General features: G+C 69.2%; 2 protein-coding genes. Both read right to left on the bottom strand.

Translation table 11 applies throughout. The features are described from left to right. Positions 1 to 2 precede the first annotated feature (2 nt). On the bottom strand, positions 3 to 1,265 hold the full coding sequence (gene sufD / locus AC04L7_RS17740; protein ID WP_435999940.1) for a Fe-S cluster assembly protein SufD: 1,263 nt from the start codon (positions 1,263 to 1,265) through the stop codon (positions 3 to 5). Continuing rightward, on the bottom strand, positions 1,265 to 1,894 hold a 630-nt coding region (gene sufC, locus AC04L7_RS17735), incomplete at its 5' end, for a Fe-S cluster assembly ATPase SufC (protein ID WP_475513572.1). The genes sufD and sufC, both read right to left, overlap by 1 nt.

The raw sequence follows: 1,894 nt of genomic DNA, 5'->3' as shown, positions 1-1,894 counted from the left end.
GTTCATCCCGCCTCCAGCGCCGCCAGCGCGGCATCCACGCGGGCGAGCAATGCATCGCGCACGTTGGCGTCTTCGATCACGCCCAGCGGTTCGCGGCAGAACGCGGTGGTCAGCAGCTGTCGCGCTTCCGGCTGGGTCAGGCCGCGCGAGCGCAGGTAGAACAAGGCATTGGCATCGAGCTGGCCGACGGTGGCGCCGTGGGCGGCCTTCACTTCGTCGGCGTGGATTTCGAGCACCGGCTGGGTGTCGATTTCGGCGTTGTCCGACAGCAGCAGGTTCTTGTTCGACAGCGCAGCATCGGTGCCGTCAGCCCCTTCGCGGATCAGGATGCCGCCATGGAACACCGCGCGGCCACGCCCGGCGCCGAGTCCGCGCCATGTCAGTTCGCAGGCTGTGTCCCGACCGATGTGGTCGATGCCCAGGCGGGTGTCGACGTGGCGTCGTCCGCCGGCCAGCAGTACGCCGTTCGCCGCAAGGCGCGCGTTGTCGCCTTCCAGGCGCACGTTGAGTTCATGGCGGGACAATGCGCCGCCCAGTTCCAGGTCCACGCGCCGGTAATCGGCATCGCGTGCCAGTACCGCGTCGGTGCGGAGCAGCGTGGTGGCGCGGTCGCTGTCCGTCTGCACGCGGGCGTGCGACAGCGTGGCGCCGGCAGCGAGATGCACGTGGCTGAGCGTGTTGATGAAGTGCGCGTGTGGCGTGGCGGCGAGGTGGTGCTCCACCACCGTCAGCGAGGCGCCCGCGCGCAGTTCGATCAGATTGCGCAGGTGCCAGGCGCGATCGGCGCCGTCGTCGGTGCCGATGAAGACCAGGTGGAGCGGTTTTTCGCTGCGCACATCGGCTTCGGCGCGCAGCAGCAGGCCTTCGGTCGCCAATGCGGCGTTGAGCCGGGCGAAGACTTCGTCGGTGCGCTCGAAACGACGCTGCAGGAAGCGCGCCGCATCGCCGCCGTCGGCGAGCGCCTCGGACAGCAGCTGCAGGCTGACGCCGTCCGGCAAATCGGTGGTCAGCGACAGCGCCACCGAGTAGCGGCCGTTGACGAACACCGCGCGCGGCGCCGGGATGTCGGCTAGCAGCATCGGGTCCAGCGACGGCAGCGCATCGACGGCCGCGAAGCTGCGGCGTTCCAACTGGCGCAGCGAGGTGTACTTCCACGCTTCGGTGCGCGGGCCGGGCAGGCCGTCGCGCAGCGCCTCGTCGAGCACCGCGCGGCGCGCGGCGTCGCCGCTGAAGCCGGCGGACAGGGAGTCGAGCAGCGCGCTCATCAGGCGGCCTGCTCCGGGGCGACCCGGTCCTTGATCCAGGCGTAGCCGTGCTGTTCGAGTTCCAGCGCCAGCTCCGGGCCGCCGGTCTCGACGATGCGGCCGCCGGCCAGCACGTGCACCACGTCCGGCTTGATGTAGTCGAGCAGGCGCTGGTAGTGGGTGATGACCACGAACGCGCGGTCCGGGGAGCGCAGCGCATTGACGCCATCGGCGACGTTCTTCAGCGCGTCGATGTCCAGGCCGCTGTCGGTCTCGTCGAGGATCGCCAGCTTCGGTTCCAGCACGGCGAGCTGGAAGATCTCGTTGCGCTTCTTCTCGCCGCCGCTGAAACCTTCGTTGACGCCACGGTGCAGCAGTTCGTCCTTCAGGTGCAGCACGGCCAGCTTCTCGCGCACCAGCTTGAGGAACTGCATCGAATCCAGTTCCGACTCGCCGCGCGCCTTGCGCTGGGCATTGAGCGCCGCGCGCAGGAAGTAGGTGTTGTTCACGCCCGGGATCTCGACCGGATACTGGAACGCCAGGAACACGCCAGCGGCGGCGCGCTCTTCCGGTTCCAGTTCCAGCAGCGGCTTGCCGTCGAACTCGACGCTGCCGGCGGTGACCTCATAGCCCTCGCGGCCGGCCAGGAT

The sequence above is a fragment of the Pseudoxanthomonas sp. LjRoot204_2 genome (assembly GCF_056175765.1).
Note: the sequence above shows the minus strand (reverse complement) of the source record. Positions and strands in the feature narration are given on the sequence as shown.

Bases quoted from the DNA above. Each gene is read 5' to 3' on its own strand.
- sufD (WP_435999940.1), bottom strand. From the start codon at position 1,265: ATGAGCGCGCTGCTCGACTCCCTGTCCGCCGGCTTCAGCGGCGACGCC.